Origin of the sequence: Mesorhizobium sp. C395A, from assembly GCF_030323205.1 — a bacterium.
Lineage (GTDB): Bacteria > Pseudomonadota > Alphaproteobacteria > Rhizobiales > Rhizobiaceae > Mesorhizobium.
Genome location: NZ_CP100473.1, coordinates 25788 through 52744, shown reverse-complemented (window position 1 = coordinate 52744; position 26957 = coordinate 25788). Strand labels below are relative to the sequence as shown.

Here is a 26957-nt window from a genome sequence, read left to right as displayed (position 1 = left end):
TTAAGTTTCTATCCGAGCGGGAGGCTGGATGGGTACGGTCGGCAAGGCGATTTCACTTCTGGAGCTGTTCACGGCGGACGAGCCCGAGCTCGGACTTTCCGATCTCGCGCGGCGGTGCGCCTTGGACAAGGCGACGACGCGGCGGCTGCTGATGGCGCTGGGCGGCCATGGCTTCGTCGAGCAGGATGCCGGCACGCGGCACTATCGCCTCGGCGCCGGCCTGTCGCGGCTGGCGCGTATCCGCGAAGCCTGCTTCCCGTTCCTGCAAACGGCAATTCCCGTGGCGCAGGATTTGGCGGGTTCGACAACCGAGACGGTGCATCTGTCGGAATTCGGCGTCGACAGGCTGATCACCGTCCATGTCGAGCATTCAAGTTGGGCAAACCGGGTGAACATCGATGTCGGCCAGCTTCTGCCGCTGCATTCCACCGCCTCCGGCATCGCCTATCTCGCCTTCGCCGACAACGCGACCGTGAAAGCATGCCTGACAGGTTCGCTTGAGGCCTTCACCGATCATACCCTCGTCGAGCCGGCCGCCATTTCAAAGTCGATCGGCGAGGCGCGCGACCGCGGCTATTCGATCTGCGACCAGGGCCATGAGGACGGCGTGATCGGCGTCGCGGCTGCAATCCGCGCCGCCGACGGACTTGCGCTGGGGACAATTGCGGTGGCAGCCCCGAAGGCCAGGACGACACCGGCTGCGATCGTGGAACGAGGGCTTGCGGTTGTGACCGCGGCACGGGAGATTTCGATGCGCCTCAATGGCGAAAACCTGCAAACCCTGAGGAGGCAGGCCTGATGTCTGCAGATATGGCGACGCCCCGCATCCTGGTCATCGGCACGGGCGACACCAAGACCGACGAACTGCTGTTCATGAAAGCGTGTATCGAGGCATCCAGTGGCCGCGCCGTGATGATGGATGTCAGCGTGCTGGGCGCCCCCGCCTATAGTCCCGATCACGACAAGCATGCCGTTGCGCGGGCCGCTGGCGTGACGATGGCCGAAATCGTCTCGAGCGGCGATGAAAACACCGCCATGACATTGATGGCCGTCGGCGCCGTTCAGCTGGTGCGCCAACTTCACCAGCGCGGCGAGATCGACGCTTTCATCGCCATCGGTGGTTCGATGGGAACCGATTTGGCGCTCGATGTCGCGCTGTGCCTGCCGCTCGGCGTGCCGAAATTCGTCGTCTCGACCATCGCCTACTCGCATCTCATTCCGCCCGAGCGTGTCGCGCCCGACCTGATGATGATCCTGTGGGCAGGCGGGCTCTACGGCCTCAACACCATCTGCAAGCTGGTCCTTTCCCAGGCCTGCGGCGCGGTCGTCGGTGCGGCGAGGATCGTGCTTGCATCCCGTGCTTCGGCCCCGGCGGTCGGACCGACCATCGGCATGACTTCGCTGGGCAGCAGTTGCCTGCGCTATATGAAGACGCTGAAGCCGGCGTTGGAGCAGCGCGGCTATGATGTCGCGGTCTTTCACACCACCGGGATGGGCGGCCGGGCCTTCGAATCGATCGCCAGCCAGGACCATTTCTGCGCGGTGTTCGACTTCAGCCTGCAGGAGATCACCAATCATCTTGCCGGCTCGGTCGTCAGCTCCGGCGCCGACCGGCTCGAGAATGCCGGCGCCCGCGGCATTCCGCAGATCGCAGCCCCTGGCGCCGTGGACATGGTCGATTTGCCGACCTGGCAGGCGCTGCCGACAAAGTTCGCGCAGCGGCCATTCCATGCTCATAACAGGTTGATCGGCTCGATCACCGTCGATGCCGCCGACCGCCGTGAAGTCGCCAGGACCATCGCCGCCAAGCTCGGTGCGTCGAAGGGGCGCTCCGCTTTCATCCTGCCCTCCGGCGGCATCCAGGAATGGGATGCGCAGGGCGAGCCGCTGTACGAACCCGAAGCCCTCGCGGCGTTCACCGATGAGATGCGCAAGACCATTCCCGCCGGCGTCGAGTTCCACGAGATCGACGCCCACATTAACAGCGACGAGTTCGTCGGCAAGGCGCTCGAAATCTTCGACCGCTGGGTCGAGGAAGGCATCATCCCGCGCGGCATGCCGGCCAAGGGAGTGGCTGCGTGAGCGCTGTTCCTGCCCAGGCGCTCGTCCTCGATTTCGGCGGCGTCGTCACCCGGACCCTTTTCGAGACCCATGCCTTGACCGAACAGGCGCTCGGCCTCGCGCCGGGAACGCTGCAATGGTACGGGCCGTTCGACCCGGATTCAGATCCGCTGTGGCGCTCAATGCAGGCCGACGAGATCAGCGAGCGCGATTATTGGCGCACCCGCACCAGCGAAGTCGGCCGGCTCGTCGGCGAGGACTGGCAGGCGATGGAGACATTCGTCCAGCGCGCACGCGGAGCCGAGCCGGAAAAGATCGTGCGGCCCGAAGCCGTCCGCGCAATCCGGACCGTGCATGCGGCGGGATTTCGCCTGGCGATCGTGTCCAACGAGCTAGATCTGTTCTATGGCGCCGGCTTCCGTCAGCGGCTGCCGCTGCTCGAGCTGTTCGACACCATCGTCGACGCCACTTATACCGGCATCCTCAAGCCCGATCCGCGCGCCTATGCCTTGGTGACCGAGGCGCTTGGCCTGCCTTCCGGCGCCTGTGTGTTCGTTGACGACCAGCAGCGCAATGTCGATGGCGGCCGTGCCGCCGGCATGCGCACGGTTCATTTCGACGTCGCGCGACCGGCACTTTCCTATGCCGAGGCCCTCGGCCATTTCGACCTCATCTCCTGAGACATTTGCGGAGCCTTGCGATGCGCGACATCAATTTCCTCACCGAGAAAAACGCCAAGCCGATCTGGCATCCGATGGCACACCCGGCCGAGATGCGGGCCAACCCGCCAAAGGTGATCATGAAAGGCGAAGGCGTGATGGTCACAGACATCGACGGCAACACCGTGCTCGATGCGGTTGGCGGCCTGTGGAACGTCAATCTCGGCTACTCCTGCGACCCCATCAAGAAGGCCATCGCCGACCAGCTCAGCGCCCTGCCCTACTATTCCGGGTTTCGCGGCACGTCGACCGGCCCGTCGATCGAGCTCGCTTACGAACTCAGCGAATGGTTCGAACCGGAAGGCATGGTGCGGACCTTCTTCACCTCGGGCGGCTCGGATTCGGTCGAAACCGCACTGCGGCTCGCCCGCCAATACTGGAAGATCCGCGGCCAGGGCGACCGGACAAAATTCCTTGCCCTGAAGAAGGGCTATCACGGCACACATTTCGGCGGCGCGTCGGTCAACGGCAACGCCAATTTCCGCCGCAACTATGAGCCGCTTATGCCCGGCGTCTTCCACATTCCCGCACCCTGGACCTTCCGCAATCCGTTCGACGAGACCGATCCGGCGCGGCTGGCCAAACTGTGCGCCAAAGCGCTGGAGGACGAGATCGCCTTCCAGGGCGGCGACACCATTGCCGCCTTCATCATGGAGCCGGTTCTCGGCGCCGGAGGCGTCATCGTTCCGCATGACAGCTTCATGCCGCTGGTCCGCGAGATATGCGACCGCCACGAAATCCTGCTGATCGCCGACGAGGTGGTCACGGGCTTCGGTCGCACCGGCGCCTGGTCGGGTTCGCGGCTATCCGGCGTGAAGCCGGATTTCATGACCATCGCCAAGGCGATCACCTCGGGCTATTTCCCGCTCGGCGCCACCTTGATCGGCGCCAAGGTCGCCGACGTCTTCGAGGCCGACAAGACCAGCTTCGGGGCGATCGGTCATGGCTATACCTATTCCGGCCATCCTGTCGGCTGCGCGGCAGGGCTGGCTGCACTTGCCGAGACCAAACGGCTTCGCCTGGACGAGAATGCAGCCGCGCGCGGCATCGAGCTGGCGGCGACGCTGGAGGGGCTAAAAGCCAAGCACGCGATCGTCGGCGACATCAGGTACAAGGGCCTGATGGCTGCGCTAGAGCTGGTCTCCGATCGCACGACGAAAAAGCCGGTGGACAAGAAGACCATGGCCGTGGTTTCGGAAGCCACTTATGACGCCGGCGTCATGCTGCGCGTGTCCGGCAACAACATCATCCTGTCGCCGCCGCTGATCATCGGCGCCGCCGACGTGGCAAAGATCGGCGAGGCCATCGATGCAGGTCTGTCGAGGGCCTGATGGACCCGCTGACGCAATGGAGTTTGGTACGCAATGACCCAATCTGAGAAGAACCCGAGCGAGGAAGCGCTCGTCAAGCGGCGTGCCCGCCTGCTCGGCGCGAAATCGCAATTGTTCTACGACGAGCCCGTGCACCTGGTGCGCGGCGAAGGCGTCTGGCTCTACGATGCCGACGGCCGCAAGTATCTCGATGCCTACAACAACGTCGCCCATGTCGGCCATTGCCACCCGCATGTGGTCGAGGCCTTGTGCCGTCAGGCAAGCCTGCTCAACACCCACACACGCTATCTGCATACCGCAATTCTCGACTATGTCGAGCGGCTGACGGCGACCTTCGATGCAAGCCTCGCCACCGCAATCCTGACCTGTACCGGCAGCGAGGCCAACGACATAGCGCTGCGCATGGCGCAGGCCGCCTCCGGCAATATGGGCATCATCGCCACCGACGCCACCTATCATGGCAACACGGCGGCGGTTTCGCAGCTCAGCACGCGCATGCCTCCGATCCGCGGCCGCGCCCCCCATGTCAGGCTGGTGCCGGCCCCCGACAGCTATCGCCATCCCGATGCGATGGCCAATGGCAAGGCCTTTGGCGACGCCGTGCGTCAAGCGATCGCCTCGCTGGCACAGGATGGCATTGGCCTGTCTGGCATCATCTTGTGTCCGCTGCTCGCCAATGAAGGTTTCCCGGCTCTGCCCACCGGATTTTTCGACGACGCCTTGGGGGCCGTGCGCGAAGCCGGTGGTCTGGTCATCGCCGACGAAGTGCAGCCCGGCTTCGGCCGCACCGGCAGCCATTTCTGGGGCCATCAGCGCGCCGGCTTCGTCCCCGACATCGTCACCATGGGCAAGCCGATGGGCAATGGCCATCCGATCGCGGCCGTGGTCACCACCAAGGAGATACTGGCGACCTTCCGCGACGCTTTCCGCTACTTCAACACCTTTGGCGGCAACCCGGTCTCCTGCGCAGTCGCCAATGCCGTCCTCGACGTCATCGAACAGGAAAACCTTGTCGCCAACGCGCAAGACGTCGGCGCCTATGCGCTTGGCCTGCTGCGCCCGCTGGCCGATCGGCATGAGTGCATCGGCGAGGTCAGGGGGGCCGGACTGTTCTTCGGCGCCGAGCTGGTCCACGACCGCGACACGCGCGAACCGGCGCCCGACATTGCCGAGCAGGTCGCCAATCGCATGCGCCATCGCGGCGTGCTGATGGGCAAGACCGGCATCCACGGCAATGTGCTCAAGATCCGCCCGCCCATGCCGTTCTCGCGCGACAATGCCGAGTTCCTGATCGGCCTGCTGGACGAGGTGCTGGGCCAAGTCGGCGGAGTGCCGGCGTGAATTCTGTTTCCACCCAATCCCAGCCCGAAACGGCAGCCGATGTCACGGAGCTCGCCAGGCGTGCGCTCGAACATTGGGGCGTCCGCAACTCTGAGCCGGAACTTCTGAAGCACCGCGAGAACGCCGTCTTCCGCGTGCGGCTGCCGGATGGCCAGCCGGCAGCCATGCGCATCCACCGGCTCGGCTACCACACGGACGCCGCGCTGCGTTCGGAACTGCAATGGATGGGCTTCCTGCAATCCGCCGGCGTCGCCACGCCGTCTTGCGTCGCAACACAGGCCGGCGATCCGTTCGTGCTTGTCAGAACGGCCACCTCGGCGCAGCCCCGGCAGGCCGATTGCCTGAGCTGGCTGGAGGGCCGCGCCGTGGGCGCACGCGGCGTGCCACTGGCCCACACGGCCGACCAGTCGATCCAGATCTTCACGGCGATCGGGCGGACCATCGCCCATATGCACAATGTCACTGCCTCGTGGACGCCGCCCGCGGGCTTCGTCCGCCATGCCTGGGACTTCGACGGCTTCTTCGGTGCGAACCCGGTCTGGGGCCGGTTCGAGACCTCGCCCTTTCTCGATGGTCCTCGCCGCGCGCTGGTCTTGCAGGCGCGCGACAAGGCAGTGAAGGCGCTGTCGGAACATGAGCGCAGCGCGTGCAATTTCGGCATCATCCACGCCGATCTGGTGCGCGAAAATGTGCTCATCCATGACAGCGCGGTGCGCATCATCGATTTCGACGATTGCGGCCATGGCTGGCACATGTACGACCTTGCCGTCGCCCTCTATCAGAACCGCGAGGAGGCGATCTACCCGCTGATCGAAACCGCTTTGCTTGACGGCTACCAGCAAGAGCGTGCGCTGATCCCGCAGGACATCGCCGCATTGCCTCTATTCGCCGCGTTGCGTGCCTTCGCCTTTCTTGGCTGGGTGCAAAGCCGCGTCGAAGGCGACATCACCAGGGATGTCGGCTTGCGGATGTCGACCATCGCAGCCGATGTGGTGATTGACTACCTGCGCGGCGAACAGCCCAACTGACGAGCCGATGAGAGCCGTCAGCTCTTGGCGAAATGGATGCTGACCGTTCCCGAGCTGCCGAAGTCGGCGACGATGGTATCGCCGGGCCGCGCCTCGACCGGGCGCACAAACGATCCGGACAGCACCACCTCGCCGGCCGCGATGGACATGCCGTAGCGGGCGAGCCTGTCCGCCAGCCAGGCAATGCCCATCGCCGGATGGTTGAGCACGCCGGCGCCAAGCCCGGTCTCCTCGACCTCCGCATTGCGCGAGACGATGGCGCCGATCCAGCGCATATCGGCTTCATCGGGTCGTTGCGGCCGGCCGCCGACGACAATGCCGGCATTGGCGGCGTTGTCGGAAATCGTATCGAAGAAAGTGCGCGCCTTCTTTGTCTCGGCATTGACGCGTTCGATGCGCGTGTCGAGGATTTCGAGCGCCGGCGTGATATAATCGGTGGCGTTGAGCACGTCGAAGATGGTCACGCCTGGGCCCCTCAGCGGCGCCTTCATGACGAAGGCTATCTCGGCCTCGACGCGCGGCTGGATGAAGCGGCCGACGGGTATCGTCGCGCCGTCGTTGAAGAACATGTCGTCGAACAGCACGCCCGAATCCGGCGTGTCGATGGCGAGCGCATATTGCATCGCCTTCGATGTCAGGCCGATCTTCCAGCCCTTCGGGGTCAGCCCGGCATCGGTCTTGCGTTTCACCAGCGCTGCCTGGACGCGATAGGCATCCTCCATCGTCGCGTCGGGAAAATCGAGGCTGAGCAGACGGATCTGGCGGCGCGAACGCTCGGCTTCGAACAGCCTTGCCGCGGCATCTTCAACTTGCTCGGGGGTCACGATGCTGCCTCGTCGACGACCCCGTTGCGGAGCACGCCGATGCCGTCGGCTTCGACTTCGATCACGTCGCCCGGCTTCAGCCAGATCGGCGGGTCGAAGCGGGCGCCGGCGCCGGTCGGCGTACCGGTGACGATGATATCGCCTGGCACCAGCGTGGTGAAGGTGGAGACATAGGCGATGATCTTGCGGAACGAGAAGATCATCCGGCTGGTGCGGTCCTGCTGGCGCAATTCGCCATTGACGCGGGTGGTCAGCGCGATGTCGGCAATCTGCGCCTCGTCGGTGAACGGCACCAGCCACGGACCGAGCGAGCCGGTGCGGTCGAAATTCTTGCCCTGCGTGACGTTGAACTTGGCGTGCCGTACCCAATCGCGAATGGTGCCTTCGTTGCACAGGGATAGTGCCGCGATATGGTCAAGCGCATCCCTCTCGGCGATGCGTCGTCCACCCTTGCCGATGACGATGACGATCTCGCCCTCATAGTCCAGCTGCGGCGATTCCGGCGGCCGCACCAGCGGCGCGTCGTGGCCGACGAAGGAGCGGGGGAAGCGGATGAACAGCGACGGGTTGGAAGGCGCGGCCTGGCCGTCCTTGTACTCTTCGTTGCGGTCCGGGTAGTTGACGCCGACGCAGATGATCTTTTCCGGCGACGGCAGAGGGATTTCATAAGCGATGGCGCCGACTGGAAAATCGACGGCGTAGGCTTCGGCCTCTTCCGCCAGCCGCCGTAGCACGCCGGCCTCGATCACTTCGCGCAGCGTCGGCCACTGGCTGTGCCGCGCCGACAGGTCGACGACGCCCTTATCTGTGACCGCGCCATAGCGCGTCTTGCCGCCGACGGTGAAGGTGGCGAGCCGCCCAGGTGCAGTCATCCCGGTCTCCGTCAGGTTCGCGTCTGTGGTCACGGTGCGATGATCGGCGACGCCGTCAAATCCGGTTGGCGTGCGGCCGCGCCGGCAAAGGTGCTGCCCTCCTCGAACCAGCTTTTCGGCGCCGGCGCGCCCCACAGCGTCTGGCGCTGCGGGTCCTTGAGGTCCCACTTGATCGGCTCCAGATCCGGATCGACCGTCTGGTAGTCCGAGCAGTAGATCTCGATGCGGTGATTGTCCGGGTCTCTGACATAGAGGAAGAAGGCGTTGGAAATGCCATGCCGGCCGGGGCCGCGCTCGATATTTGCGAGGTAACCCGTCGTCGCCATCAGATCGAGCAGGTCGATGATGTTGAGCGGTGTCGGCACCCAGAAGGCGACGTGATGCAGGCGCGGACCCACACCGTTGGTGAAGGCGATGTCGTGGACGCCGCCCTTGCGGTGCGTCCAGGCCGCCCACAGCTTTCCGCTACTGGCATCCTCGGTGTATTCGGTGACGCGGAAGCCAAGCTCGTTGTAGAAGGCGACGGACTCGTCGACATTGGGCGAGAAGCAGTTGAAGTGGTCGATGCGCAGCGGCTTCACGCCCTTGTAGAGCGCATATTTCTGATGAATCGGCGGCAGCCTTTCCATTTGGGCAAAGAACTCGAGCGGAATGCCGTGCGGGTCGCGGGTGCGGAAGGTGCGCGACTGGTACGGTCGCTCGACCCACTCGACCGGCAGGCCTTTTGCCTTGAAGAAGTGCTCGGCCTTGTCGAGATCCTCATCCGAGAAAACCTTGAAGCCGAGATCGCGTGCTTCGGCGCTGCCGGCCCTCTTCAGCACGATGCAGTGGTGTCCGCGCTCTTCCAGGGCCCTTAGATAGATGGCGTCCGATGTCTCGTCGGTAACCTGCAGGCCGAGCGTGTCGACATAGAAGGCGCGGGATTTCGCAAGGTCGGTGGCCGCCAGTTCGACATGGCTGAGGCGCACGATGTTGAAGGCGGGATAGAGGTTTGGTTTGGGCAGTGGCATGCGATGTCCTCCGGTCAGCCGCCGAGTTTCTGGATCGCGTGCGCTGAAGTGGCGAAGGCGATGTTCTTCGTCTCCATGTAGAAATCGAAGGAATGGTCGCCGCCGTCGCGGCCGATGCCGGAATTCTTGACGCCGCCAAACGGCGTCGGCAAATGCCGCACATTCTCCGAATTGACCCAGATCATGCCGGCGTCCAGCGCATCGGTGAAGCGGAAGGCGCGGGTAACATCCGACGTCCAGAGATAGCCGGTCAGGCCGTATTGGGTGTCGTTGGCCAGCGCCAGCGCTTCGGCCTCGTCCTTGAAGGAAATGGCAGTCAGCACCGGCCCGAAAATCTCTTCCTGGGCAATGCGCATCCTGTTGGTGGCGCCGGTAAACAGCGTCGGGCTGACATAGCAGCCACCGCCCGGACCGGCGAACTTGCCGCCGCCGGCGGCTACCACCGCGCCTTCCGATTTGCCGATCTCGATATAGGACAGCACCTTTTCCTCGTGCACCGGATGGATCAGCGGACCGACCACCGTTTTGGGATCGAGCGGATGGCCAACCTTGATGCGCTTTGCCTTCTCCGCGACCAGATCCGTGAATGTGTCGTAGACCGAGGCTTCGACCAGCAGCCGCGACGATGAGGTGCAGCGTTCGCCGTTAAGCGAGTAGATCATGAACACGGCCGCATCCGCCGCACGTTCGAGATCGGCGTCGGCGAAGACGATCACCGGGTTCTTCCCGCCCAGTTCGAAGTGCACGCGCTTCAGCGTATCGGCGCCCTGTTTCATGATCATCGAGCCGGTGCGGCTCTCACCGACAAAACCGATCGCCTTGATGTCAGGGTGCTCGGTCAGCGCCTTGCCGGCGTGCTCGCCGAGGCCGTTGACCAGGTTCCACACGCCTTTCGGCAGGCCGGCCTCCTCGGCGATCTCGACCAGCAGGCGAGCGGTCAGCGGCGAAAATTCGGCCGGCTTGTGGACGACGGTGCAGCCTGCCGCCAGCGCCGGCGCGATCTTCCATGTCGACAGCATGAACGGCGTGTTCCACGGCGTGATGATGCCGACCGGGCCGATCGGCACGCGCGTGGTGATGTTGACCTGGCCTGTCGTGTGCAGCGTCTCGCCGTCGCGCGCTTCCGGCGCGCGGTCGGCGAAGAAGCGGAAATTCTCGGCGCCGCGCAGCGCGGCCTTGGCCATGAATTTCAGCGCCTGGCCGGTGTCCATGCACTCGACGAAGGCGATCTCCTCGGCGCGCGCTTCGATCGCATCGGCTATCTTGTGCAGCAGCTTCTTGCGCCCGTCGCCCGGCATGGCGGCCCAGGCCGGGAACGCCGCCTTTGCCGCCTTGGCGGCGCGGTCGATATCGGCGGCACTGCCACGCGCGACCTTGGCCAGCGGCTTGAGATCGACCGGCGACATGGCCTCGAAGGTCGAGCCATCCACCGCCGGCTCCGCTTCGCCGCCGATCTGGTTCAGCACGCCGTCGCGCTTGAAACGGGCCAGATAGGCCTCGGCCTTTTTCAGATTGCCTTCGAGGTCGGACATATCAGCTTCCGTCACTTGCCGCGCAGTCGCGCGTGGATTGCATTTTTCTTCCAGCTCAGGACCGGATCGATTTCCCTGATCTCCAGGGAAAGAGCGAAATGCGGGGTCTCGAACAGGGGGGCGAGGTATTCGCTCACGGCGGAGAAGACCGCCTCCCCGGTTCGTTTCTTGTCCTCGGCACTGCGGCCGGTTCCAATGCGAAACGACATGTCGAGAAAGGCGTTTTCCGGTAAGCTGTCGGCGATCGCATAGGCCTCCGCGCGGAAGGCCCGCACCCGCACCGCGCCGGTTTCAAACAGCCCGGTGCCGAGCACGGTGCGCAACACCAGCGCGCACAATTCGCTCATGTCGACCTTGGCATCGAGGTTGGCCGAATACTCGATGGAAAAGTGAGGCACCGCGTCTCGTTCCCCGGATTGTTCCACTGCTGTAGTTAACGCGTTAATTACATGCAGCATCACTGAAGTCAAGCCTTGCATCCAAGTTGAGGCGACGATACGGGATGGAAAGGTCAGGTTTTGGCGTGCGGTCCCGCCGACCGCCCGCATCATTGGGGACGCTGCTTCTTGCTGCCTGAAAACACCCGTCGTTCTCTGCCGATGGCGCTGCTCCATGCCCGCGAAGTGGTGATGGCGCGGTTTCGTCCAATGCTGGCGGCGCATGATGTGACCGAACAGCAATGGCGCGTGCTGCGCGTTCTGAGCGAGGCCGGCCCTGTCGAGGCGACGGAACTTGCCGATCGCGCTTCGGTGCTGCCGCCCAGCCTGACACGCATCATCAAGACGCTCGAGGGCCGAAAATTCATCACCCGCAACAAGGCGGAAGGCGATGGCCGCCGTGTCGTGCTGACGATCGCCCCGGCGGGTTCCGCCCTGATCGATGCCTTGTCGCCGGAACGCCTCGTCATCTACCGCGACATCGAACAGCGCTTCGGACATGAGAGGCTCGAGCAATTGCTCGATCTGCTGGAGAGCCTGATCGCCGGCGAGAGCTGATTGCTGCGGCTCAGCCGCCAAAGCTGCCAAGCCGCGTCGGCTGCGTGTAATTGCGGTCGACATAGAGCAAGGCCGAGCCGCCGCTGCCGTGCCTGACGTCGATAACGCGGCCGATCATGACATTATGCGTGCCGACGATGTGCACATCCTCGATCTCGCAATCGAAATTGACGATCGCATCGGATAGCGCCGGCGTCCCCGAGGTCAGCGTTTGCCAGCGCGCCGCCGAATAGCGTGCCTCCATGTCCCTGGTCGCGCCGGCGAACTTGCCGGCCAGGTGCATATGGTCATGCGTCAGCACGTTGACGCAGAAGCGCCGGTTGGCGAGGAACATGGCCGCCTGCGCCGAGCGTCCGTTCATGCACACCAGCAGTGTCGGAGGTTCGTCCGACACACTGCACATGGCGGTGGCGGTGAAGCCGCCGCGCCCGGCCGGGCCATCTGTCGTGACGATGTTGACCGGCGCGCAGACCCTTGCCATGGCGTCGCGGAAATCGGCCTTCGAAATCTGCGTGGCCATCTGACATCACCCAGCCGATGAAGCGAGCGGATTGAGCCAGGTATCTCCCGTCCAGCCATTCTCGTCATAGTCGGCCATGCAGGTATCGACCAGTTCTTCCATGGCCTTCAGCCGGCCGCCGCGTTCGGCGCCCTTCAGCACCTGCAGCCGCACCTCTTCCGGCGCACCGGCATAGTTGAGTTCGTAGAGCGCGTGGCGGCCGCCGAACTCGGTGCCGGTCGCGTCCCACAACAGTTTCATGATCTTGATGCGCTCGACATGGCCCATGTCGTTGGAACCGCGCACATATTGCGCGAGGTATTTGTCGATCTCGGGATTGTTGAAGTCGCGCACTGATGACGGCAGGTAGATCAACCCAGAAGCGATCACCCGGCGCACCGTGTCGATGACGCGCGGATAGGCTTCCGACATGAAAGTCCGGTAGGCAAGGGCTGCTTCCAGGTTGGGCAGGACAGCGCCATTCGCCCAGGGGATCGGATTATAAGCCATGGCGTTGGAGAAACTCCAGAACATGTGCCTGAGCGCGATCACCTCGCCCAGCGCCGCCTGGTTGCCGCGGAAGGCATCGCCGCCGGTGGCGCGCAGCGCCTTTGCCAGCAGGCCGGCGAGGAAGTCGAGCTTGACGGCAAAGCGTGTGCAGCCCTGGAAGCAATAGCCATGCATGAAGCCCGAAGCCGGATGGAAGGACAGGATTTTCTGCGCGTCGCGCAGCAACAGCACGTCCTCCCAGGGGATGAAGACATTGTCGAGCACCAGAATGGCATCGTTCTCGTCGAAGCGCGACGACAACGGATAGTCGAACGGAGCCGCCGCCGTGTTGGCCGTTTGCTCATAGGAGACGCGGCAGAACATCTTTACCCCCGGCGCATTCATCGGCACGATGAACATGACCGACAGCGACGGATCTTCGGTGACCGTCGCCGAACTCTGCGCCAGGAAATTGTAGTGGGTCAGCGCCGAGGACGTCGCCACCACCTTGGCGCCGGAGACATAGATGCCGGCGTCGGTCTCCTTGGTGATGTGGACGAAGACATCCTTCACCTGTTCGGCCGGCTTGTGGCGGTCGATCGGCGGGTTGACGATGGCGTGGTTCATGAACAGCACGGCTTCCTGCGCACGCTTGTGCCAGGCGAGCGCATTGTCCTTGAACGGGCCGTACCAGTCGGCATTGGCGCCGAGCGTGTTCATCAGTGCCGCCTTGTAATCGGGCGTGCGGCCCATCCAGCCATAGGACATGCGTGACCACTCGGCGATCGCGGTCTGCTGGGCCGCGAGTTCGCCGGAGGATTTGGCGACGCGGAAATATTTGTGGGTGTAGCCGCCCGAACCGGTATCGGTAGGCGAGGTCAGCGTGCCCTGCCGCTTGGGATCGTGCAGCGCATCATAGAGGCGCGCCAGCGACCGCGCCGAATTGCGCATCGCCGGATGGGTGGTGACATCGGCGATGCGCTCGCCGTTGATGTAGACCTCGCGGCCGTCGCGCAAGCTCTCCAGATACTCGGCCCCGGTGAACGGGCGCCCATTGTCGGCACGAAAGTCTTCCGATCGCATGATGTTCCTCCACTTATGGCATCAACTCTAGCGCTCCTGGCAAGGATCGGTTAGGACGTAACGGCAAAACCGATTGGACTTTTTCCGGCGCCATGAGCCTCAATTCCATCCCTGATTTCTTTGTCTATGGCGAGCCGGTGCGGCCGCTCGATGTCGGCTTCCTGCATGTCGAGACGGTGCTTGCGCGCAGCAACATTCATCTCGGCCAGGTTGCCGCGCACAAACATCCGCAAATGGGCCAGATCACCTACTGGACCAGCGGCTCCGGCACCTACCGCATCGAAGACCAATCCTGGGACTTTTCGGCACCGGCCGTCAGCTTCGTGCCGAGCACCATCGTGCATGGCTTCTCGATCGGGCCCGGCACCGACGCCATCGTCGTTTCGGTCGCCGATGATGCGCTTGCGGCAATAGCCGCTCACAGCCTGCTGTCATTGGACCGGCCGGTCTTTGCCGATAGCCTTTCTCAGCACGTCGCGTGGAAAAGGCTTGCGGCGGTGCTGGAGATGATCGCCACCGAATATGCCGAGGCGCAGGCCGGGAGTGACAAGACCCTGCCGGCGCTGATTGCCGTCGCGCTCTCCCACATCGCGCGTCTTGGTCCCGAGGTAATGGATGCCACTGGCTCTTCCGATGCTGCATTGGCGCGCGGCTTGCGCCGTCTGGTCGATGCGCATTTCCGCGACAACTGGCCCGTCGACCGCTACGTCGAGGCGCTGGCCACGACAGCGCATCTTCTCGACAAGGCCGCCCATACGGTGCTTGGCAGCGGCGTCAAGCGACTCATCGGCGAGCGACGGTTGCTGGAGGCCAAGCGCTTGCTGCTGTTCACCGTGCGCACCGTCGAGGACATCGCCTACGAAATCGGCTTCGAAGATCCGGCCTATTTCTCACGCTTCTTCCGGGAGCGGGTTGGCCAGGCGCCCGCCGCCTGGCGCCGCGCGCAGCTGGGGCAGAGTTGAAGCTTCCGCGCCGGCCAGGATCAGGCGTTTGGGCCGACACGCCGGCCAGGCACGGCGCCGCCGAGTTGATCCACCTGTTGATAGGTGTTGCCGCGCAGCATCACCCCGCGCACGGCGCGGCGCATCGAGATTGATGTCGCCGCGAAACTTGCTGGTGTTTTTTGTCGCTTCCAAACGGTTCGTTATTTGAACCACCATTTTATGTGCTATGAGCGGACTGCAAGGTGGATTGGCTTCCCTCCCATGCGAAGTATCTTGAGGATGCACGATGAGCACAGTCGGCAAAGCGATATCGCTGTTGGAACAGTTCACGCTCGGCGAACCGGAGATCGGCCTGTCCGAGCTCGCCCGCAAAACCGGCCTCGACAAGGCGACGGCGCGGCGCCTGCTGATGGCGCTGGCCGACCACCGCTTGATCGAACAGGAGCCGGCAAGCCGCCGCTACCGGCTCGGCGCCGGCCTGTCGCGGCTGGCCCGCTTTCGCGACGCGCATTTTCCGTTCTTGCGCGTGGCAGCACCTGTGGTTCGCGAGCTGGCGCTGGAAACCGGCGAGACGGTGCATCTGTCGGAATTCAGCGCCGGCGCACTGCTGACGGTCCATGTCGAGCTGTCGGCAAAGGCCAACCGGGTCAATGTCGATGTCGGCCAGGTGCTGCCCTTGCACGGCACCGCCTCCGGCATCGCCTTTCTCGCCGCTTCGCCTCAGGAAGCGGCCGAGGCCTATGTCGACAAGCCGTTGCCGACCTTCACGCCACACACGGTGACGCAGCCCGACAGGCTGATGAAGGCGATCCGGCTTGCCGCCAAGCGCGGCTATTCCTCGAGCTCCCAAGGCTATGAAGAAGGCGTCCACAGCATAGCCGCGGCAATCCTCGGCTCCGATGGCCGTCCTTTAGGCACTCTGGCGGTGGCCTCGCCTGTGTCACGCGCCGATGACAGCATGGCGGCCAGCCAGGGCGAAGCGGTGATCAAGGCGGCGCGGCTGATTTCAGCGCGCCTGGCCGGCGAAGCCTGACATCTCTACCGTCGCAGGGGAGATGATTAGCGGGTTAAGTTCCCAGCGGCGCACCGGCCTTGCCGCGAGACCGGAACGCTTCGTCTGGGACAGGCGGCTGGAGCGCAGCAAGGAAGAATTGTTGTCGCCCGCCCGAGCGTCGCCCACGATCTCGGAAATCGCCTTTGCTTGCGGGTTCAATTCGAGTGCGCATTTTTCGCGCGCGTTCGAGAGCCGGTACGATGTGGCCCGCGGGAGTTGCGCCAGAGGCTGAGGGCGGGTGCATTAAGGGGTGGGCCGTTGCCGGATCTCGGAGAGCGCCCTAGCTCGCCGAAAGCCGGCATCCGGCAGCAAGTTCTACATATTGGCAGCGGTTGGCCGCACGATCACTTCGTTGACGTCCACGCCATCGGGTTGATCAAGCGCAAAACGGATCGCCCGTGCAATGGCGTCCGGTGTGAGCGACTTCTGCCGCCATTCTTTCAGAGCCGTGGCGACCTGAGGATCGCTGATATCGTCGCCCAGTTCGGTTGCGGTCACTCCGGGGGAGATGATCGTGGCGCGGATGTCGTCATGCTCCTGCCGCAGCCCCTCGGTGATTGCCCAGACGGCATATTTCGTGCCGCAATAGACCGCCGCGGTGGGCAGCACGATATGCGCACCGACCGAGGCGACATTGACGATATGCCCATTCTTCTGGGCGACGAAGCGCGGCAGCACCGCGGCGATCCCGTTCAGCACGCCGCCGATGTTGACATTGATCATGCGAGACCACTCATCGCGCTTCAGCGCGGCAAGCGGCGACAGCGGCATGACGCCGGCATTGTTGACCAGCACATCGATCTGCCCGAATTCGGCATGAGCGGCATCGGCAAAGGCGTCGAAATTCGCCGCGTCAGTCACGTCGAGTTCGCGCCACGCGACGCCTTTGCCTATTTCTGCGGCCAGCGCCTTGAGCCGCTCGGTGCGGCGGGCCCCGATGAACAGTCTGGCGCCGGCACCGGCAAGTTCCCGAACCGTCGCTTCGCCGATGCCGCTGGAGGCGCCGGTGATGAGTACAACCTTGTCTTTAAGTCCCGTCATGATCGTTCCTTTTTCGCTGCGGTGACGGGGAGATAGATGGCGCGAACCGGCAAAGGCCGGTAGCGTGATCGTCCAAAGAGTTTGCACGATCCTCCAAATGAACTCGAAATGCCTTGCAACATTTCGCGCCATGAAGATTTATGCGGCATGGAGAAAATCAATGAACTCGCCGAGCTGATCACCCGCTTTGCGCCGAAATCTGGCATGGCCGGCACTGCGGTGCCGCGGCTGTCGCTCATTCGCGCCAACCAGCCCAGTGCACCCGTGCCTGCGGTCTACGAGGCGTCGCTTTGCATAATCGCCCAAGGATCGAAGCGCGTCTCGCTGGCCGACCAGAGCGTGGTCTATGACGCATCGAGCTACCTGCTCGTCTCGGTCGACCTGCCGCTGGTCGGGCATGTGTTGGAGGCGAGCCCGGCGGCGCCCTACCTCTGTTGCAAGATAGATTTTGATTCCACCGCGCTGGCCGAACTGCTTGTGAAAGAAGGACGTGCATCCCCCAGCAGGGATCTGCCGGTGTTAGCTGCCTATCCAAGTGACCCCGACCTGATTGATGCCGCCTGTCGGCTTGTCAGGCTGCTCGATCGCCCCGAGAGCGTCACCGTGCTGGCGCCGCTGATCGAACGCGAAATCCTTTACCGGCTCCTCACCGGACCGCACGGTGACACGCTTCGCCAGATGGCGTCGGTGGACAGCCACCTGAACCAGGTCAGCCGCGCCATCGCCACGATCCGCAATCATTTCCAGGCACAACTGCGCATCGAAGAGATTGCGGCGGCATCAGGCATGAGCGCGTCGTCCCTTCATGCCCATTTCAAGGCGATTACGCGCATGACCCCGCTCGAATACCAGAAGCAGCTGCGCCTGCAGGAGGCGCGAAGGATTATGCTTGCCGGCGGCGCAAACGCAGGCACGGCCGGGTTCGCGGTGGGCTATGACAGCCCTTCGCAGTTCAGCCGAGAATATCGTCGCCTGTTCGGTGCGCCGCCCCGGAAAGATATTGACCGCCTTCAGGCGACACCCAGTTCGGCTGCGGCTTATTGAGTTTTCCGAGCGGCATGCGCCAGCCATGGCTGGTCAGGAGCCAGCCGCCTCCAGGTGGCGAAGCGTCCGATCATGCTCGGTAGAACTCCCGGTACCATTCGACAAAGCGCGGAACCCCTATTTCGATCGGGATTTTGGGCTTGAAGCCGGTCGCCTCCTCGAGCGAGCTGACATTGGCGAAAGTTGCCGGAACGTCGCCTGGCTGAAGTGGCCTGAGGTTGCGGTTTGCCTTGCGTCCCAGCGCGTCTTCGAGCACCTCGATCAATCGGTTCAGTTGAACGGGCGAATTGCCGCCGATGTTGTGAATCCTGAACGGGGCGTTGCTGGTCGCTGGGTCTGGCGCGACACTTTTCCACTCAGGATTGGGTGTCGCGGGTTGCTGCATGACGCGGATAATACCTTCGACAATGTCGTCGATATAGGTGAAATCCCGCTGCATGTTGCCATAGTTGAAGACCTCGATCGGCTCGCCGGCGAGGATAGCCTTGGCGAAGATGAACAGCGCCATGTCCGGCCGCCCCCACGGACCATAGACGGTGAAAAAACGCAGCCCGGTGGTCGGCAGTCCAAACAGATGGCTGTATGTGTGCGCCATCAGCTCGTTCGCCTTCTTGCTTGCGGCGTAAAGGCTGAGCGGATGGTCCGCCGGATCGTGCACGGAAAACGGCATGCGGGTGCTGCCGCCATAAATCGAACTCGACGATGCATAGACCAGATGGCCGACGGACGCCTGCCGGCATCCTTCCAGGATGTTGACAAAGCCGCTGAGGTTGCTTTCCACATAGGCGTGCGGATTGCTGATCGAATAGCGTACGCCGGCTTGCGCCGCGAGATTGACGACAACCTCCGGCGCGGCCGAAAGGAAGAGCTCCGAAATACGGTCCCGCTCCGTGAGATCGGCATGCTCGAAACAAAAATTCGAAAACGCTTTCAGCCGCTCGAGACGAGCCTGCTTCAGGCTGACGTCATAATACTCGTTCATGGAGTCGAGGCCGATAACCTGGCGTCCTTCGGCAAGCAGCCTCAGGCAAAGATGAAACCCTATGAACCCGGCTGCGCCGGTGATCAGTATCGGCCTGCTTGATGTCACTGCATATCCTAGCGTTAATTTCAGGCGAGCTTTACAAGCTCCAGTATTTTATGTTGTCGGGAACTTCATTGGGCTTGATGGCCGACTTGACATCGAACAGTGTCCCCCCCGGCCTGATCATTTGAAAAAGACGCGCTCTTTCGTTGGTGAGATATTGCCTGTGAGGCACCGCCAGAACAAGCGCCTGCAAATCGTTTATCTCATCGAGCGGCAGGATTGTTTCGCCGTGATCACGCCGAGCGGTTTCGACATCGGCAAGGGGATCATGGACTTTAGGGATAATTCCGAACTGCCTTAGTTCCTTGACCATGTCGAAAACGCGGCTGTTGCGCAAATCCGGCACGTCCTCCTTGAATGTCAGCCCGAGAATGCCGACAGAAGCCCCTTTGACGGGCGTGTCAGAACCAATCAGCCGTTTGACAACCTGCTGGGCGACGAAGGCCCCCATGCCGTCATTGATGCGACGTCCGGCGAGGATGATCTGCGGATGGTAACCTTCGGCCTCGGCCTTGGCGGTCAAATAATATGGATCGACGCTGATGCAGTGGCCGCCGACGAACCCCGGTTTGAAGGGAAGGAAGTTCCATTTCGTCGACGCAGCATCAAGAACATCCTGCGTCCGGATATCGAGCCGCTCGAAGATCATTGCCAGTTCGTTCATCAGCGCGATGTTCAGATCGCGCTGGGTGTTCTCGATAACCTTCGCTGCCTCGGCCACCTTGATCGACGGGGCGCGGTAGACGCCGGCATCGATGATACGGCCATAAACGTTCGCGACGCGCTCCAGCGTCTCGTTATTCTCGCCGGAGACGACTTTGACGATCTTTTGCAGCGAGTGTTCTCGATCGCCGGGGTTGGCGCGTTCGGGCGAATAGCCGAGGGCAAAGTCGCGGGGATGTCGCAGGCCGGAAACCTGCTCGATGATCGGCCCACAGAAATCTTCGGTCACACCTGGATAGACTGTCGACTCAAAAACGACGACGGCGCCTTTGCTCACCGCCTCGCCGACGAGTTCGGACGCCAGTTTCAAAGAAGCTAGATCGGGAGCGCGATTTGCGTCGATAGGGGTTGGCACGGCAACGATGAAGAAAGTAGCGCCTTTCAACATCTCCCGGTCGGTGGTCAGCCCTATCGAGGTCTCCTTGAGCGCCGTTGCGTCAACTTCCCCCGTACGATCGACGCCGCCACGCAATTCCCCGATCCGACGCTCGCTGATGTCAAAAGCTATGGTGCCGGGGAAAACCTTCCCAAAGGCAATGGCTACCGGCAGGCCGACATAACCCAGGCCGATAACTGCAATGCGTTCGGACATCCGTGGGGTTCCTCGAGCCACCTGTTGAGCCGACGTGCTTGTATGGCAGGCTGTTGGCCAATTCAACGATGCTCTATCGCGAAGAGGAATGTCTCACGAAAAATGGTCGTTGCCATTTTCATGTTGCCATCCGCCGATGCCATCGATGTTGTGGATAAAATCCAGCAGGACCGGGTTTCGAGCCACTCTCTGCTGCGGATTGGGGTGAACCGTCAGGTTCTGCCGGCCATCTACGCAGCGGCGGCCCTGACGACAGGGCTGATATTCTCTGCTGCCAATCCATAGGCCACTATCGGCCTCAATCGTGCCTTCTGATCAAACCAAATGCCGGGATCGGAATTCGCATCGGCACCGAGCGGATCTGCGAAATTTCAGTTTGGTCCTTGTGCATTGGCTGCGGACACGTCGTATCCTGCGTGTGGCGACCGATATCTGGTCGATCAGCATTTGCCTGGGAGCAGAAATTGGCCAGACTCTATGACAGCCGCAGACGCATTCTCGTTACCGGGGGCGCAGGGTTTATCGGCTCGCATCTTATTGACCGCCTGTTGGAACGAGGCGACGAAATCTTGTGTGTCGACAACCTTTTCACCGGATCAAAGCGCAATATCGACCATTTGGCCAAGCATCCCCGCTTCGAATTCATGCGCCATGACGTGACCTTTCCGCTCTACGTCGAAGTCGATGAGATTTACAACCTGGCGTGTCCGGCCTCGCCTGTTCACTACCAGTACGACCCGGTTCAGACGATCAAGACCGCCGTGCACGGCGCCATCAATGTTCTTGGATTGGCAAAGCGGCTGAAATGCAAAGTCTTTCAGGCCTCCACCAGTGAGGTCTATGGTGACGCGTCTGTGCATCCGCAGCCCGAGAGTTACTGGGGCAATGTAAACCCGATCGGGCCGCGCTCATGCTACGATGAAGGCAAACGCTGCGCCGAAACGCTGTTCTTCGACTATCACCGACAACATGGCTTGTGGGTCAAGGTCGCGCGGATTTTCAATACGTTCGGGCCGCGCATGCACCCGGCAGACGGCAGGGTTGTCTCAAATTTCATCGTGCAGGCGCTTCGTGGTGAACCGATAACCATTTTCGGCGACGGCTCACAGACAAGGTCGTTTTGCTACGTCGACGACCTGGTGAGCGGCATGCTGCGCCTCATGGATACGGGGCCGGAGGTGACCGGTCCAGTAAACATCGGCAATCCAAGGGAAGTAACGATCAGGCGCTTGGCCGAACTGACGACGCAGATGACCGGATCAGGTTCGGATATAATTTACCGCGATCTTCCGCAAGACGATCCGCGGCACCGCCAGCCCGATATCACCCTTGCCAAAAGGCTTGTCGGCTGGGAGCCGACGGTGACTTTAGAAGCCGGGCTGCAACAGACGATCGACTATTTCAAAGCCCTGCTGCCGAAGGTTTCCACAAACTCGCCTTGACCCGGCACCGCAGTGCAACCGTCAAGTCTGACCGATCACCGTCGTGGTAGCGACGCCTTTTGCAGTCGACTCCGGTAGGCTTGAAGTTTTTCGAATTCTAATTATTTTAAGCTTGAAATTATTTTGAAGATCCATGGCGCTTCATCCGTCCGAGCCGGGACACCGGCATTTGGCGGAGAGCAGAAGGAGGAGGAAGATTTGCCGTTGTTCCGGAATAAAACTCCATGAACACAGCACGATTTTCCGAGAGTGTCACAGGCAAGATCGTCGATGGCGTTCTCATCGTCACGATCGAAAATCCGCCGGTCAACGCGCTGTCCCTCCATGTCAGGGCCGGACTGATGGCTGCGCTTGGGCGTGCGGCGTCGGATGAAGTGTCTGCCGTGGTGCTGACCGCCATTGGGCGCACCTTCATCGGTGGCGCCGATATCAAGGAATTCGGCAAGCCCGCTATCGGGCCCACACTGCCTGACGTGATCGAAGCGATGGAGAGCTTCGCCAAACCGATCGTCGCGGCAGTAGGCGGCGCGGCGCTCGGCGGCGGCTGCGAGATTGCGCTGGCCTGCCACTACCGGGTGGCCAGCAAGGCGGCCAGCTTCGGCCTGCCCGAGGTCAAGCTCGGGTTAGTGCCCGGGGCCGGCGGAACCCAACGCCTGCCCCGCCTCATCGGCACGGTCGCCGCAATTGACCTGATCGGCACGGGTCGGCCCGCAAATGCCGACGAAGCTCTCGCTCTCGGTCTGATCGATACCATTGCGGACGATCTTCCCGAAGGCGCGCTCGATGTCGCCCGCCGTCTCGTTGGCCAACCGCTGCGGCGCACGGGTGCGCTTTCCGTCCCGCGCTCGCAACCTGAGGCCGACGCGGCAGCCGCAAGAAAGGTGCTTTCCCGCAGCCGTGGACAGATCGCGCCTGCAGAGGCCGTGAGACTGGTCCGGGCCGCGTCCACGGCCAGACTTGAGGACGGTCTTGTGCACGAACGCGCGACCTTCCTGCGCCTCCGGGATTCTCGCGAGGCGGCAGCGTTGCGCCACGTCTTCTTTGCCGAGAGGCAAGCCAGCAAAGTCGACAGGCTGGAGGGTATCACGCCTCGCAAGGTCGAGACCGTCGGTATCGTCGGAACCGGCCTGATGGGTGCAGGCATCGCGGTCTCGGCCTTGAATGCCGGCTATCGCGTAATCGGCATCGAGCAGAACGACGACGCCGCGGCAAAAGGATACGAGCGGATCGCCGGCCTTCTCGACAAGTCGGTCCAATCCGGCCGACTCACCGATCATGCCCGCAGGGAGGCGCTGAGCCGGTTTGAAGCGGCCAGTGACGCCGGCAGGCTGGTGCAGGCCGATCTGGTCATCGAGGCAGTGTTCGACGATCTCGCGGTAAAAACCGAACTCTTCCGGAAGCTTGATCGTATCGTCCGCCCCGACGCCATACTGGCGACCAACACCAGCTACCTCAACCCCGACGAGATCGCCTCGGCAACCGCCCGGCCCGAACGGATCGCCGGCCTGCATTTTTTCTCCCCGGCCAACGTCATGCGGCTCACCGAAGTGGTGGATTGCGCGGCGACGGCGCCCGATGTGCTCGCCTCGGCTATCGCGTTCGTCAGGAAACTCGGCAAGCTGCCTGTCGTGTGCGGCGTTACCGAGGGTTTCATCGGCAACCGCCTCTATTCGGCCTACCGCCGCGAGGCGGAGTTCATGGTGGAGGATGGCGCAGCACCGGAAGAGGTGGATGCCGCGCTGGAGGCCTGGGGCTTCCCGATGGGGATCTTCGCGGTCAACGACATGGCTGGGCTGGAGATAGCCTGGGCGCGGCGCAAGCGACAGGCGGCGATGCGCGATCCGCAAGCACGTTATGTCGAGATCGCCGACCGGCTGTGCGAGGCCGGCCGCTTCGGCCGCAAGACCGGGCGCGGCTGGTACGATTATTCCGACGGCGAGCGCAGGAGCGACCCGCAAGTGGCGGCGCTGATCGAGGCCGTTCGGGCGGCCAAGGACATCGTGCCGCGCCGCTTTTCGCCCGATGAGATCGTCACGCGCTTGCTGGCGGCAATGGCCGACGAGGGCAAGGCATTACTCGCCGAAGGCATCGCGGCGCGTGCCTCCGACATCGATCTGGTGATGATCAACGGCTATGGCTTCCCGACCCACAAGGGCGGGCCGATGTTCCGCGCCGGAGAGGTTTAAGGACCAGCTACGACAGCCTTGCGATGACGGCGCGCAGTGCCTCGCCGAAACGCCTGACCTCGTCGACCGTGTTGTAATGGACCAGCGAGGCGCGGATGGCGCCGCTGTCCATCGACAGGTTGAGACGCTTCATCAGCCGGGGCGCATACATATGGCCGTCGCGGATGCCGATCTGCATGTCAGCCATTTCCTCGACGATCCGCTGCGGCGACAGCTTGCCGATGTTGAAGCAGAATGTCGGCACGCGTTCGTTGATGCGGGCTTCCTCGGCGACGCCGTAGATCGTGGCATTGCATCCCTTGAGCACGGCGAGCATCTCACGCGCCAGGAGCACTTCGTAATCGCGGATGGCGCCCATGCCGGCAACGATGTTGTCGCGCCGCGAGCGGTTGTTGGAGGGCGCCAGATTGCGGCCGATCAGTTCCAGGTACTGCACTGCGGCATCCATGCCCGAGACGTTCTCGTAGATGAAGGTGCCTGCCTCGACCTTGTAAGGCGGCTCGTCGGGGATGAAATCCTCGCGGAAGGTCGGCAGCCGCTTCAGCGTTTCGAAGCGGCCCCACAGAAAGCCCATATGCGGCGAGAAATTCTTGTAGCCGGAGCAGACGAGATAATCACAGTCCCAGGCCTGCACGTCGATCAGCCCGTGCGGTCCGTAATGCACGCAGTCAAGGAACACTTCGGCGCCGGCCGCATGCGCGATCGCGGCCACCGAAGCGACTTCGACGATCGAGCCGATCGAATGCGCGGTCACCGTGCAGGCGACGAGACGGGTGCGATCGGAAACCAGCGGCTTGAGGTCGTCGACATGCAGGTTGCCGTCCTCGCGCATGCGCCACCATTTGAACTTGGCTCCGGCGGGCTCCAGCGCCAGCCACGTGGCGATGTTGGCGTCGTGGTCCATATCGGTGATGACGATCTCGTCGCGCTCTGTGTCCTTGGCCAGCATCTGGCCGATGCCGAGGCTGACCAGGCGAATGAACGAGGTGGCGTTCATGCCGAAGCAGATTTCCGACGGACTGTAGGCGTTGATCAGCAAGGCCACGCTCGTCCGAGCATCCGCAACCGATTGGTCGACCGTGACCGAGCGCCCATAGCGACCACCACGCTGCACATTGTGCGAGACCAGGTGATTGGTCACCGCGTCGAGCACGCTCTGCGGGATCTGCGCGCCGGCGGCGTTGTCCATGAAGATGAAATCACCGGCGCGCTGCAAGGCCGGAAACATGGCGCGGATGGTGTCGACCGGAAAGCCGCCGGCGGCTTGGGAATTGCTCAACTGTATCTCCTGCGAATGGCTTGGGAAGCGGGACGGTTGATGAGGTCAGCGCGTCTTCTCGGTCTTGAAGCGGTCTTCGAGCAGGCTGACGAGGCGGACCATGGGCCAGAGGAAGATGAGATAGACCAAAGCGGCGCCGATCAGCGGCGAGGGATTGGCATAGAGCGATTGCGCGTTGGTCGCTTCCTTCAACAGTTCCGGCAGCGCAACGGTGGAAGCGAGCGACGTGTCCTTGAACATCGAGACGCAATTGCTGGTCATCGGCGGGATGACGACGCGGATCGCCTGCGGCAGCACCACCTTGCGCAAGGTCAAAAGGAAAGGCAGGCCGAGCGCCTGTGCTGCCTCGAATTGGCCTTTCGGAATGCTCTCAATGCCGGAGCGGAACACTTCTGCCGAATAGGCCGACATGATGATGGCGAACGCCCGTCACGGCGGAGGCCCAGGACGACAGACGGATGCCGAGGAAGGGCAGCGCATAGTAGATCAGGATCAGCACCACCAGCACCGGCAGGGCGCGGAAGATGTCGGTGTAGCCGACCGCCAGCCAGCGCAGCGGCTTCGGCGCATAGAGCCGCAACAGGCTGATCCCCAGGCCGATGGGAATGCCGATGCCGATACTCAAAATGCCGAGCAGCAGCGTGTTCAGGAAGCCACGCAACAGCGCCGGCAGGCTGGACATGATCACGTCAGGATTGAAGAAGGTGTCGATCAGCGACATGGGAGCGTTCCCGAACCCCAGAGCAAAGGATGCTCAAGTTAAAACCAATCGACCTTGCCTCCGATGAGGCTATCCGTGTGGCAGCAGGCGCCGGAGCGTGAAATGAATCGTGCCGGCCTGGGAGCCGGCACGATTTAAGTGCATTGCCGGTCAGGCCTTGGGCAGCGGCATTTCCTTGACCGTCGAGGAATCGGCTGGCGCGTCGCTGCCGAACCACTTCTTGTGGATCGCGGCCAGCGTTCCGTCCTTCTTCATCGCGGTCAGCGCGTCGTTCAGCTTGCCGAGCATCGGATGGTCCTTGCTCATCATCAGGCCGTACTGTTCGCCGGTCTTGATGCGCTGCTTGACCTTCAGGTCCTTCATCTTGGTGAAGGAGTATTCCATGCCCGGAATATCGCTGACGGCGGCGTCCACGCGGCCCGCGCTGAGGTCGAGCAGAAGATTCTGCTGCGTGTCATAGCCCTTCACGTCGCTGTAGCCGTCAGCCTCCTGATGCGCCTTGACCCAGGTCTCGCCGGTCGAGCCTGAAAGCACGCCGACGATCTTGCCCTTGAGGTCGGCCTCGGTGTTAACAGCGCTATCGGTCTTCGTCGCAATGCCCATGTCGGAGTCATAATAGGGCTGGGTGAAGGACAGCGTTTTCAGTCGCTCCGGCGTGATGGTGATCGAGGAGATCGCGACATCGATGCGGTTGGAACTGACAGCCGCGAACAGCGCCTGGAAGCCGAGGTCGGCAATGTCGGTGGTCATGCCGGCACGCTTGGCCGCTTCGTTGACGATGTCGACTTCAAAGCCCTCGAAAGTGCCGCTCTCGTTCTTGTATTCGAAGGGCGGATTGGTCGGGTAGGCGCCGACATTGAGCACATCGGCGGCAAAGGCGGTGGCCGGGCCGGCAGCGATGCCGATCGTGGCGGCGAGAAGAAGCAGGTTGCGACGAGTGAAGCTCATTTTGTGTTCCCTCTGGTTGTTGATCGGGCGGGTTTGCTCCCGCACGGTTTGTTGCCGTCCCACCTCCCAGCGGGGCGTCAATTCATGGCGGCGACCATGCGCTCGAGCGCGG

26 protein-coding genes and 1 pseudogene are annotated in these 26957 nt (G+C 62.8%); 14 read left to right on the top strand and 13 right to left on the bottom strand.

Going from position 1 to position 26957, the window contains the following annotated elements:
* The first annotated feature begins 28 nt into the window (after window positions 1-28).
* From NLY37_RS00255 to NLY37_RS00230, 6 genes are read left to right on the top strand one after another with little or no spacing between them, the layout of a single operon-like run.
* Entirely contained in the window at window positions 29-799 is a 771-nt protein-coding gene (locus tag NLY37_RS00255) for an IclR family transcriptional regulator (RefSeq protein WP_286441247.1), read from the top strand.
* A complete protein-coding gene (locus NLY37_RS00250; RefSeq protein WP_023740567.1) occupies window positions 799-2082 on the top strand; it encodes a Tm-1-like ATP-binding domain-containing protein in 1284 nt (427 codons plus the stop codon). The genes NLY37_RS00255 and NLY37_RS00250 overlap by 1 nt, the downstream gene beginning before the upstream one ends.
* Window positions 2079-2741: an HAD family hydrolase gene (locus NLY37_RS00245; protein WP_023726267.1), complete on the top strand. Its 663-nt coding sequence runs from the start codon at window positions 2079-2081 to the stop codon at window positions 2739-2741. Before NLY37_RS00250 ends, NLY37_RS00245 begins: the two co-directional genes overlap by 4 nt.
* 20 nt (window positions 2742-2761) lie before the next feature.
* The gene (locus NLY37_RS00240; protein WP_023708115.1) at window positions 2762-4111 is read left to right on the top strand and encodes an aminotransferase class III-fold pyridoxal phosphate-dependent enzyme; all 1350 of its coding nucleotides are present in this window, start codon (window positions 2762-2764) and stop codon (window positions 4109-4111) included.
* A 33-nt stretch (window positions 4112-4144) separates the two neighbouring features.
* Window positions 4145-5452, top strand: a complete 1308-nt coding sequence (locus tag NLY37_RS00235) for an aminotransferase class III-fold pyridoxal phosphate-dependent enzyme (protein ID WP_023729177.1) — start codon at window positions 4145-4147, stop codon at window positions 5450-5452.
* Window positions 5449-6480: a phosphotransferase enzyme family protein gene (locus tag NLY37_RS00230; protein WP_023740566.1), complete on the top strand. Its 1032-nt coding sequence runs from the start codon at window positions 5449-5451 to the stop codon at window positions 6478-6480. The genes NLY37_RS00235 and NLY37_RS00230 overlap by 4 nt, the downstream gene beginning before the upstream one ends.
* A 17-nt stretch (window positions 6481-6497) precedes the next feature.
* Here the strand turns inward: NLY37_RS00230 and hpaH are convergent, their stop codons facing one another.
* Genes hpaH through NLY37_RS00205 form a run of 5 tightly spaced genes read right to left on the bottom strand, consistent with a single transcriptional unit; the run spans window position 6498 to window position 11116 of the window.
* Window positions 6498-7307, bottom strand: a complete 810-nt coding sequence (gene hpaH, locus NLY37_RS00225; protein ID WP_023749145.1) for a 2-oxo-hept-4-ene-1,7-dioate hydratase — start codon at window positions 7305-7307, stop codon at window positions 6498-6500.
* Entirely contained in the window at window positions 7301-8176 is an 876-nt protein-coding gene (locus NLY37_RS00220; protein ID WP_023738348.1) for a fumarylacetoacetate hydrolase family protein, read from the bottom strand. The genes hpaH and NLY37_RS00220 overlap by 7 nt, the downstream gene beginning before the upstream one ends.
* Before the next feature lie 29 nt (window positions 8177-8205).
* On the bottom strand, window positions 8206-9186 hold the full coding sequence (gene hpaD / locus NLY37_RS00215) for a 3,4-dihydroxyphenylacetate 2,3-dioxygenase (protein WP_023704725.1): 981 nt from the start codon (window positions 9184-9186) through the stop codon (window positions 8206-8208).
* 14 nt (window positions 9187-9200) lie between these two features.
* On the bottom strand, window positions 9201-10718 hold the full coding sequence (gene hpaE, locus NLY37_RS00210) for a 5-carboxymethyl-2-hydroxymuconate semialdehyde dehydrogenase (protein WP_023740565.1): 1518 nt from the start codon (window positions 10716-10718) through the stop codon (window positions 9201-9203).
* An 11-nt stretch (window positions 10719-10729) separates the two neighbouring features.
* The gene (locus NLY37_RS00205) at window positions 10730-11116 is read right to left on the bottom strand and encodes a 5-carboxymethyl-2-hydroxymuconate Delta-isomerase (RefSeq protein WP_023682714.1); all 387 of its coding nucleotides are present in this window, start codon (window positions 11114-11116) and stop codon (window positions 10730-10732) included.
* Between the two features lie 201 nt (window positions 11117-11317).
* Here NLY37_RS00205 and hpaR point away from each other — a divergent pair, with 201 nt between their 5' ends.
* Window positions 11318-11713: a homoprotocatechuate degradation operon regulator HpaR gene (hpaR, locus tag NLY37_RS00200; protein WP_023704722.1), complete on the top strand. Its 396-nt coding sequence runs from the start codon at window positions 11318-11320 to the stop codon at window positions 11711-11713.
* Between the two features lie 10 nt (window positions 11714-11723).
* On the opposite strand, the gene NLY37_RS00195 is transcribed toward hpaR, so the two are convergent.
* The gene (locus NLY37_RS00195) at window positions 11724-12233 is read right to left on the bottom strand and encodes a flavin reductase (protein ID WP_023682716.1); all 510 of its coding nucleotides are present in this window, start codon (window positions 12231-12233) and stop codon (window positions 11724-11726) included.
* Window positions 12234-12239: 6 nt separating this feature from the next.
* Window positions 12240-13784: a 4-hydroxyphenylacetate 3-hydroxylase N-terminal domain-containing protein gene (locus tag NLY37_RS00190; RefSeq protein WP_023740564.1), complete on the bottom strand. Its 1545-nt coding sequence runs from the start codon at window positions 13782-13784 to the stop codon at window positions 12240-12242.
* A 92-nt stretch (window positions 13785-13876) separates the two neighbouring features.
* On the opposite strand from NLY37_RS00190, the gene NLY37_RS00185 reads away from it, so the two are divergent.
* The 3 genes from NLY37_RS00185 (at window position 13877) to NLY37_RS00175 (ending at window position 16014) form a co-directional block, all read left to right on the top strand.
* Window positions 13877-14746, top strand: coding sequence for a helix-turn-helix domain-containing protein (locus NLY37_RS00185; protein ID WP_023740563.1), 870 nt, complete (start codon window positions 13877-13879; stop codon window positions 14744-14746).
* Between the two features lie 268 nt (window positions 14747-15014).
* Window positions 15015-15761, top strand: coding sequence for an IclR family transcriptional regulator (locus tag NLY37_RS00180; RefSeq protein WP_023740561.1), 747 nt, complete (start codon window positions 15015-15017; stop codon window positions 15759-15761).
* Between the two features lie 22 nt (window positions 15762-15783).
* Window positions 15784-16014 carry a helix-turn-helix domain-containing protein gene (locus NLY37_RS00175; protein WP_023708113.1) on the top strand — a complete coding sequence of 77 codons (231 nt, stop codon included), beginning with the start codon at window positions 15784-15786 and terminating at the stop codon, window positions 16012-16014.
* A gap of 83 nt (window positions 16015-16097) precedes the next feature.
* On the opposite strand, the gene NLY37_RS00170 is transcribed toward NLY37_RS00175, so the two are convergent.
* Window positions 16098-16823 carry an SDR family oxidoreductase gene (locus NLY37_RS00170; RefSeq protein ID WP_023682721.1) on the bottom strand — a complete coding sequence of 242 codons (726 nt, stop codon included), beginning with the start codon at window positions 16821-16823 and terminating at the stop codon, window positions 16098-16100.
* 147 nt (window positions 16824-16970) lie between these two features.
* Between NLY37_RS00170 and NLY37_RS00165 the strand changes: the two genes are divergently transcribed.
* On the top strand, window positions 16971-17867 hold the full coding sequence (locus NLY37_RS00165) for an AraC family transcriptional regulator (protein WP_023667819.1): 897 nt from the start codon (window positions 16971-16973) through the stop codon (window positions 17865-17867).
* 70 nt (window positions 17868-17937) lie between these two features.
* Here NLY37_RS00165 and NLY37_RS00160 read toward each other — a convergent pair whose 3' ends face one another.
* Together NLY37_RS00160 and NLY37_RS00155 are read right to left on the bottom strand one after the other, a co-directional pair.
* The gene (locus NLY37_RS00160) at window positions 17938-18957 is read right to left on the bottom strand and encodes an NAD-dependent epimerase (protein WP_023695199.1); all 1020 of its coding nucleotides are present in this window, start codon (window positions 18955-18957) and stop codon (window positions 17938-17940) included.
* Between the two features lie 31 nt (window positions 18958-18988).
* A complete protein-coding gene (locus tag NLY37_RS00155) occupies window positions 18989-20269 on the bottom strand; it encodes a nucleotide sugar dehydrogenase (RefSeq protein ID WP_023682723.1) in 1281 nt (426 codons plus the stop codon).
* Window positions 20270-20371: 102 nt separating this feature from the next.
* Here NLY37_RS00155 and NLY37_RS00150 point away from each other — a divergent pair, with 102 nt between their 5' ends.
* The 3 genes from NLY37_RS00150 to NLY37_RS00140 all read left to right on the top strand — a co-directional run bounded on the left by NLY37_RS00150 (window position 20372) and on the right by NLY37_RS00140 (window position 23897).
* Window positions 20372-20554: a hypothetical protein gene (locus tag NLY37_RS00150; RefSeq protein WP_023667816.1), complete on the top strand. Its 183-nt coding sequence runs from the start codon at window positions 20372-20374 to the stop codon at window positions 20552-20554.
* Window positions 20555-20733: 179 nt separating this feature from the next.
* Window positions 20734-21711 (top strand): UDP-glucuronic acid decarboxylase family protein, encoded by a 978-nt coding sequence (locus NLY37_RS00145; RefSeq protein WP_023667815.1) that lies wholly within the window; start codon window positions 20734-20736, stop codon window positions 21709-21711.
* Window positions 21712-21935: 224 nt separating this feature from the next.
* Window positions 21936-23897: a 3-hydroxyacyl-CoA dehydrogenase NAD-binding domain-containing protein gene (locus tag NLY37_RS00140; protein ID WP_023740560.1), complete on the top strand. Its 1962-nt coding sequence runs from the start codon at window positions 21936-21938 to the stop codon at window positions 23895-23897.
* A gap of 7 nt (window positions 23898-23904) precedes the next feature.
* Here the strand turns inward: NLY37_RS00140 and NLY37_RS00135 are convergent, their stop codons facing one another.
* The 3 genes and pseudogenes from NLY37_RS00135 to NLY37_RS00125 all read right to left on the bottom strand — a co-directional run bounded on the left by NLY37_RS00135 (window position 23905) and on the right by NLY37_RS00125 (window position 26845).
* Complete coding sequence (locus NLY37_RS00135; RefSeq protein ID WP_023740559.1) at window positions 23905-25176, bottom strand: cysteine desulfurase-like protein; 1272 nt, start codon at window positions 25174-25176, stop codon at window positions 23905-23907.
* A gap of 45 nt (window positions 25177-25221) precedes the next feature.
* Window positions 25222-25897, bottom strand: a pseudogene (locus tag NLY37_RS00130) (amino acid ABC transporter permease).
* Window positions 25898-26047: 150 nt separating this feature from the next.
* On the bottom strand, window positions 26048-26845 hold the full coding sequence (locus tag NLY37_RS00125; protein WP_023740558.1) for an ABC transporter substrate-binding protein: 798 nt from the start codon (window positions 26843-26845) through the stop codon (window positions 26048-26050).
* Between the last annotated feature and the right edge of the window lie 112 nt (window positions 26846-26957).

Coding starts and splice junctions, on each gene's coding strand:
- hpaE (WP_023740565.1), bottom strand. CDS start 10,718: ATGTCCGACCTCGAAGGCAATCTGAAAAAGGCCGAGGCCTATCTGGCC.
- NLY37_RS00150 (WP_023667816.1), top strand. CDS start 20,372: ATGGTCGTTGCCATTTTCATGTTGCCATCCGCCGATGCCATCGATGTT.
- NLY37_RS00155 (WP_023682723.1), bottom strand. CDS start 20,269: ATGTCCGAACGCATTGCAGTTATCGGCCTGGGTTATGTCGGCCTGCCG.
- hpaD (WP_023704725.1), bottom strand. CDS start 9,186: ATGCCACTGCCCAAACCAAACCTCTATCCCGCCTTCAACATCGTGCGC.
- NLY37_RS00255 (WP_286441247.1), top strand. CDS start 29: ATGGGTACGGTCGGCAAGGCGATTTCACTTCTGGAGCTGTTCACGGCG.
- NLY37_RS00185 (WP_023740563.1), top strand. CDS start 13,877: ATGAGCCTCAATTCCATCCCTGATTTCTTTGTCTATGGCGAGCCGGTG.
- NLY37_RS00250 (WP_023740567.1), top strand. CDS start 799: ATGTCTGCAGATATGGCGACGCCCCGCATCCTGGTCATCGGCACGGGC.
- NLY37_RS00180 (WP_023740561.1), top strand. CDS start 15,015: ATGAGCACAGTCGGCAAAGCGATATCGCTGTTGGAACAGTTCACGCTC.
- NLY37_RS00240 (WP_023708115.1), top strand. CDS start 2,762: ATGCGCGACATCAATTTCCTCACCGAGAAAAACGCCAAGCCGATCTGG.
- hpaR (WP_023704722.1), top strand. CDS start 11,318: ATGGCGCTGCTCCATGCCCGCGAAGTGGTGATGGCGCGGTTTCGTCCA.
- NLY37_RS00175 (WP_023708113.1), top strand. CDS start 15,784: ATGATTAGCGGGTTAAGTTCCCAGCGGCGCACCGGCCTTGCCGCGAGA.
- NLY37_RS00140 (WP_023740560.1), top strand. CDS start 21,936: ATGAACACAGCACGATTTTCCGAGAGTGTCACAGGCAAGATCGTCGAT.
- NLY37_RS00125 (WP_023740558.1), bottom strand. CDS start 26,845: ATGAGCTTCACTCGTCGCAACCTGCTTCTTCTCGCCGCCACGATCGGC.
- NLY37_RS00195 (WP_023682716.1), bottom strand. CDS start 12,233: ATGGCCACGCAGATTTCGAAGGCCGATTTCCGCGACGCCATGGCAAGG.
- NLY37_RS00235 (WP_023729177.1), top strand. CDS start 4,145: ATGACCCAATCTGAGAAGAACCCGAGCGAGGAAGCGCTCGTCAAGCGG.
- NLY37_RS00165 (WP_023667819.1), top strand. CDS start 16,971: ATGGAGAAAATCAATGAACTCGCCGAGCTGATCACCCGCTTTGCGCCG.
- NLY37_RS00170 (WP_023682721.1), bottom strand. CDS start 16,823: ATGACGGGACTTAAAGACAAGGTTGTACTCATCACCGGCGCCTCCAGC.
- NLY37_RS00220 (WP_023738348.1), bottom strand. CDS start 8,176: ATGACTGCACCTGGGCGGCTCGCCACCTTCACCGTCGGCGGCAAGACG.
- NLY37_RS00190 (WP_023740564.1), bottom strand. CDS start 13,784: ATGCGATCGGAAGACTTTCGTGCCGACAATGGGCGCCCGTTCACCGGG.